Annotated in this window: 3 protein-coding genes and 3 pseudogenes; 1 reads left to right on the plus strand and 5 read right to left on the minus strand. The window is 73.1% G+C overall.

All coding sequences use genetic code 11. From position 1 onward, the window contains the following. Window positions 1-92: 92 nt before the first annotated feature. A pseudogene (locus tag ACVNF4_RS31565) lies at window positions 93-1547 on the plus strand (TIGR02680 family protein); the annotation flags it as partial. Here ACVNF4_RS31565 and ACVNF4_RS31570 read toward each other — a convergent pair. The 5 genes and pseudogenes from ACVNF4_RS31570 to ACVNF4_RS31590 all read right to left on the minus strand — a co-directional run. Next, a pseudogene (locus ACVNF4_RS31570) lies at window positions 1482-2777 on the minus strand (glutamate-1-semialdehyde 2,1-aminomutase); the annotation flags it as partial. The pseudogenes ACVNF4_RS31565 and ACVNF4_RS31570 sit on opposite strands and share 66 nt — an antisense overlap. A gap of 1 nt (window position 2778) precedes the next feature. After that, window positions 2779-3330, minus strand: a complete 552-nt coding sequence (rfbC, locus tag ACVNF4_RS31575) for a dTDP-4-dehydrorhamnose 3,5-epimerase (RefSeq protein WP_461806304.1) — start codon at window positions 3328-3330, stop codon at window positions 2779-2781. Next, on the minus strand, window positions 3327-4529 hold the full coding sequence (locus tag ACVNF4_RS31580) for a polysaccharide pyruvyl transferase family protein (protein ID WP_461806306.1): 1203 nt from the start codon (window positions 4527-4529) through the stop codon (window positions 3327-3329). Before ACVNF4_RS31580 ends, rfbC begins: the two co-directional genes overlap by 4 nt. 20 nt (window positions 4530-4549) lie before the next feature. Continuing rightward, complete coding sequence (locus ACVNF4_RS31585; protein ID WP_461806305.1) at window positions 4550-5497, minus strand: glycosyltransferase family 2 protein; 948 nt, start codon at window positions 5495-5497, stop codon at window positions 4550-4552. Further along, window positions 5497-5710, minus strand: a pseudogene (locus ACVNF4_RS31590) (hypothetical protein); the annotation flags it as partial. The gene ACVNF4_RS31585 and the pseudogene ACVNF4_RS31590, both read right to left, overlap by 1 nt.

The raw sequence follows: 5710 nt of genomic DNA on the forward strand, positions 1-5710 counted from the left end.
CCGCCCACCGAACCCACGCCAGCCCCCGAACCCGCCCCACCCACCGCCCCCCAAGCAACCCCCACCCCCGCCACCCCCCAGGAGCCGCCCCGATGACCCCCGGTCCGGACCCCCGTCGCTACCGCCTCAACCGTGCCGGTATCCGTAACGTCTGGCAGTACGACGAGCAGGAGTTCGCCTTCGGTGAGGGGCGTCTGCTGTTGCGTGGCAAGAACGGTGCGGGCAAGTCCAAGGCGCTGGAGATGCTGCTGCCGTATCTGCTCGACGGCGACGCGCGGGCCCTGGACGCGACGGGGACCGGCCGCACCACCCTCCTGTGGCTCATGCTCGACGGCTTCGAGCAGACCAACCGGCTCGGCTACCTGTGGGTGGAGTTCGCAAGGACCGGCGAGAACGGTGAGGACCACCACCTCACCCTCGGCGCGGCGGTCCGCGCCTCCCGTTCGACCGGGACGGCGAAGCCCTTCTTCTTCGTGACCGAACGCAGAGTCGGCGAGGACCTGCACCTGGCCACCGCGGGCCAGCCCCTCCCGCTCGACCAGCTCAGAACCGCCGTCGGCCCGGACAACGTCACCGACCGCGCCGTAGAGCACCGGGCCAGGGTCGCCCGCGAACTGTTCGGCCTCACCGACACCGCCCGCTACCGCAACCTCCTCCACCTCCTGCACCGCCTGCGCCGCCCCACGATCGGCGACCGCATCGACTCCGGCGGCCTGGTCTCCGTCCTCGCCGAGACCCTCCCCGCGCTGGACGACGAGGTCGTGGAGAAGGTCGCGCGCAACCTCGACGACCTGGACACGGTCCGGGCCGACCTCGGCCGCCTCGAACGGACCGACCGCGCGCTGCACACGTTCCTCACCGGCTACCGGGGCTACCTGCACGGCGTCCTGCGCCGCCGGGCCGCGGAGACGGACGGCGAGCTGGGCAGGCTCGCCCGGACCCGCAGGGCGGCCGGGGACGCGGACCGCAGGACGGCGGAACTCCGCGTGCGGGAGGCGGAGTTCACCACCCGGGTCGAGGCCCTCGACGTCGAGCGGGCCAAGGCCGAGGAGGACCTCGCGGCGCTGCGCGCGAGCACCGGCTACCGCAGCCTCCGGGAACTCGGCGAGAAACGCGACACGGTCAAGGCCCTGCACGGCACCGCCGCCACCGCCTTCAAGTCGCTGCGGCAGGCACACAGCAACCAGGAGGGCGCGGGCCGCAGCCTCGCCGCGGAGGCCCAGCGGCTCGGCGCGGACCTCGCCGACCTGAGCACGGCACACGGCGCACTGGTGGAGGAGGCCGAGCGCTCGGGCCTCGACCCCGCACATCTGGGCGAGCCCTTCGCCCCCTCCGCCGTGCCGGTCACCGCTGCCACCACGGCCCAACTGACCGCACCGGACGGCGACTTGCACCTCGTGCGGCACGACGCGGTGACGGCCGTCGACACCGAGGCGTGCGCGAGCGCGCTGTCCGCCTGGGGTGCCCGGCTCGACACCGTACGGCCGGTGATCAAGAACCGGTCCCGGACCGTGACGGACCTGATCGGCCTCATGGACCGCGCACGCCTGGGCCACCACGTCGACGGTGTGGTCGATGTCCGTCTCGGTGAGGGCGGCGCTGACCACGAAGGACGGTGCGAGGACGCCGCCGGAGAGGAGGCGGCGCAGGAAGAGGGTGCGGTAGGGCTGGGAGGGGCGTCGGTGTTCGTCGAGGGTGGCGAAGACCAGGTTGCTGGCCCGGCCCCGGACGACGACGTGGTCCCCGACACCCATCCCGGCGGCGGCCTCGCGGACCCCGGCGGCGAGGCGCTCACCGAGGGCGTGCAGCCGCGCGGTGACGCCCTCCTCCGCATAGGTCGCCTGGACGGCCATCGCGGCGGCCAGGGAGTGGGTCTCCGCGCCGTGCGTCGTCGACAGGAGGAACACCCGGTCGCCGGGGTGCCGCAGCCCGCCGCGCTCCATGAGGGCCCGGCGTCCGGCGAGCGCGGCGACGGCGAACCCGTTACCGAGGGCCTTGCCGAACGTCGAGAGGTCGGGGACGACGCCGTACAGACCCTGGGCGCCCGCCTCGGACCAGCGGAACCCGGTGATCATCTCGTCGAAGACGAGGACGCAGCCGTGCCGGTCGGCCAGTTCCCGGAGCCCCGCGAGATAGCCCGGCGGCGGCTCGGTGTGGGTGGCAGGTTCGAGGACCAGGCAGGCGACCTCGCCCTCGTACCGGTTGAGGAGTTCCTCCGTGGCCGCCAGGTCCCCGTACGGGAACGTCACCGTCAACTCGGCCGTCTCCGCCGGGATCCCGGCCGACATCGGGGTGAGGCCGATGAACCAGTCGTCCACGGAGAAGAACGGATGGTCGGCGCAGAGGGCGACCCGGGACCGGCCGGTGACGGCACGCGCGAGGCGCACGGCGGCGGTCGTCGCGTCGGACCCGTTCTTCGCGAACTTCACCATCTCGGCCGTCGGCACCGTCGCGAGGAACCGCTCCGCCGCCTCCACCTCGACCACGGACGGCCGGACGAAGTTGGCACCCCGCTCCAGCTCCCGCCGCACCGCCTCCGTCACCCGGGGGTGTGCGTGCCCGAGACTCACCGACCGCAGCCCCGACCCGTACTCGACGTACAGGTTCCCGTCGACGTCCCACACGTGGGCGCCCCGGCCGTGACTGATGACCGGCGCGAGGTTCTCGGGGTACTGGTCGTCGCCCTTGGCGTAGGTGTGCGCGCCCCCGGGGACCAGGGCGTGCAGCCGCTCGTTGGCCGCGCGCGAGCGGGGCAGGTGCAGTTCTCCGGCGTCCACGTCAGTTCTCCTCGTGCTTCAGTACCTCGGCCAGGCTCGGCGCCTTCCGGTCCCGCCCGGAGACCGCCGCGACGGGCAGCGGCCAGGGGATCGCGAGTTCCGGGTCGTCGAAGGCGATCGTCACGTCCTCCGAAGGGTCGTGCGCGCGGTCGATCCGGTACGACACGTCCGCCGGGTCGGTCAGCGCCTGGAAGCCGTGCGCGCACCCCGCCGGGACGTACAGGGTGACCTGCGTGTCGTCGGACAGCTCGAAGAACGCCCGGTTCAGATAGGTCGGCGAGCCGGGCCGCAGGTCCACGACCACGTCGAAGATCCGCCCGTACGAACACCGCACGAGCTTCGCCTCCCCCCTCCCGGACCGCAGATGCATCCCGCGCAGCACCCCCCGCACCGAACGCGACAGGCTGTCCTGGACGAACGCGTCCGGGTCGAGGCCCACCGAGCGCAGCACCTCGGCGTCGAACGTGCGGGAGAAGAACCCCCGTTCGTCCGTGTGCGGGGTCGGGGTGAACAGGTACGCGCCGTCGATCTCGGGAACGCCGGTCGCTTTCATCGAGCCTCCCGCAGGGCCAGGGCCGTCGTCAGGGCGGTGAACTGGTCGTCGAGTTGCCGGGTGGCGGCGAGGTTGTGCCCGGCGAGCGTCCGCCGCAGTTCCGGGGCGCGCTTCTCCAACTCCCGGAACTGGTCGAGCAGCCGCTCCGCGTCGACCTCGCGCGCCGGATGACAGAACGCGCCCAGCCCCATGCGGGCCATCAGCGCCTCCGTCTTCGTCGCATAGCTGAGCGCGAGCGTGGGTGTCCCGACCCGCAGTGCGCAGATCAGGTTGTGGTACCGGGTCGCGACGACGGTCTCGGCCGCCGCCGTCTCCCTCATCAGGTCGGCCAGCGAGACCGTCTCGGCGGCGCTGACCAGCGGCGAGTCCACCGCGCCGAGGATCGCGGCGACCACCGGCGCGTCCACCCCGTCGCCGGTGAGCAGCCGCACCCGCCGCCCCTCCGCGACGAGCGCCCGCACGAACCCGGTCGTCCCGGCGAGGTAACGCCTGTGGATCTCCTCGGCCCGCGCCCGGTCGTCGTTGCCGCCGTGGAACGCCATGACGCCGACACAGACCAGCCCGGGAGTCGGCGCGTCCACCTCGGGGAGCGGCAGGGCGAACGCCAGGTCCGGGTGGACGTCGTCGCGCGAGGTGTCCACCCCCATCGCCCGCATCGCGTCCCGCGACGGCGCGTCCCGGTACGACCGGTGCGCGGCCAGCCGTGCCGACCAGCGCACCAGCGCCCGCACCGGACGTGAACCGATCGGCGCGGCCCCCACCCCGACCAGCGCCACCGGCGTCCGGGTCACCCGGCCCGCCGCGCACAGCAGGAACAGGGCGTACGGGAACCCCCACGGCCGCAGCGGCAGCGTGGCCTCCAGGACCCCCATCCCCGGCACGATCACCACATCGTGCCGCCGCACCCAGGCCGCCGTCCGGAACACGTCGACGGCCTTCCCGAGCCCCTTCCCCACGACGGCCCTTGCGCGGGACGCCGTCCGGTACTCACCCCGGTACCAGTGCAGCCGCGTCGCGGGGATCCCGAACCGCGCGGACACCGCCTCGGGGCCGCCGCACAGCGCGTCCACCACCGCGTCCGGATGTGCGGCCCGCAGATACCCGAGGAGCGCCTCCAGGGACCCGTCGTTGCCGAGGTTGCCGGAGCCGAGCAGGCCGAACACGCCGATCCGCAGCGGGGTTTCGTGGGTGGCCTTCATGCCCGCCTCCCTTTGGGCCTTCATGCCCGCCTCCCCTCACGCCCCGCGACCAGCGCGTCCACCGACACCGCCAGCGCCGACGGATCCACCGGCGCCCGGTCCTCGACCCGCTCCCCGGCGCCCGGCCGCACCCGGCTGCCCGCCCACGCGGACAGGTGCCGGTAGCAGGCGCGGCGGTCCGCCGAGGAGAGCGGCGCCCGCCGGATGGCGGCGACGAAACCCCACACGTACTCGGCGAGCAGCCGGGGTGTGGGATGCAGGATGCCTCCCCGGCGCAGGTCCAGATTCACGCAGCGAGAGCGCTTCGACGGGTTCGCGCGCTCCGCGCGGGTGGGGTGGTCGCGGCGGAAGTACAGCAGCTCCGGCACCTGGTGGAACGGCCCGTGCAGGGCGATCTCCGCGACGAATGTGCGGTCCGCGTGGTGGTAGCTGTCGAGGGGCTTCACCCGGCGCAGCACATCCGCGCGCAGCACCCCGTAGAAGTCGTCGCCGCCGGGCTCGAACAGGAGACTCCGGAAGCGTTCCGGCGCGGACGGCGAGTCGGTGGCCAGCGTGTACTCGTAGGGGACGGTCACCTTTCCGTCGCCGTCGATGACCGCCTGAGCGGAGTGCGCGAGGATCATTTCCGGGCGTTCGTCCAGCGCGTCCACGCAGAGCCGTAACAGGTCGCGGCCGTACAGGTCGTCGTGCGAGGCCCACTTGAAGAGTTCGCCGCGCGACTCGGTGAAGACCAGGTTGTGGTTCGGGGTGGCGCCGATGTTGCGGGGCAGCCGCAGATAGCGGATCCGGGAGTCCTTCGCGGCGTACCGGCGGCAGATGTCCTCGGTCCCGTCGGCCGAGGCGTTGTCGGAGACGATCAGCTCGAAGTCCTCGTACGTCTGCCCGAGCAGCGCGTCGAACGACTCGGCCAGGTACTCCTCGCCGTTGTACACGGGCAGGCCGATGCTCAGCCTGGGTCGGTCGGTCATCAAGTCCTCGCTTCGGGAACGTCGGAGATTTCGGGGACGGCGTCGCGGTGGTGCTCGCGCAGCGCCGACCTCAACTGGAGCCACCACACGGCCGAACCGCTCAGTGTCGCGGCGGCGACCCCCCACGCCGAGCCGACCGTGCCGCCCAGCGCGGCCCCGCCGAGACCGCCGCCGACATAGCCGCAGGACGCGAAGAGCTGGCAGCGCAGGCTG

The sequence above is a fragment of the Streptomyces sp. S6 genome (assembly GCF_054880855.1).

Bases quoted from the DNA above. Each gene is read 5' to 3' on its own strand.
- rfbC (WP_461806304.1), bottom strand. From the start codon at position 3,330: ATGAAAGCGACCGGCGTTCCCGAGATCGACGGCGCGTACCTGTTCACC.
- ACVNF4_RS31580 (WP_461806306.1), bottom strand. From the start codon at position 4,529: ATGAAGGCCACCCACGAAACCCCGCTGCGGATCGGCGTGTTCGGCCTG.
- ACVNF4_RS31585 (WP_461806305.1), bottom strand. From the start codon at position 5,497: ATGACCGACCGACCCAGGCTGAGCATCGGCCTGCCCGTGTACAACGGC.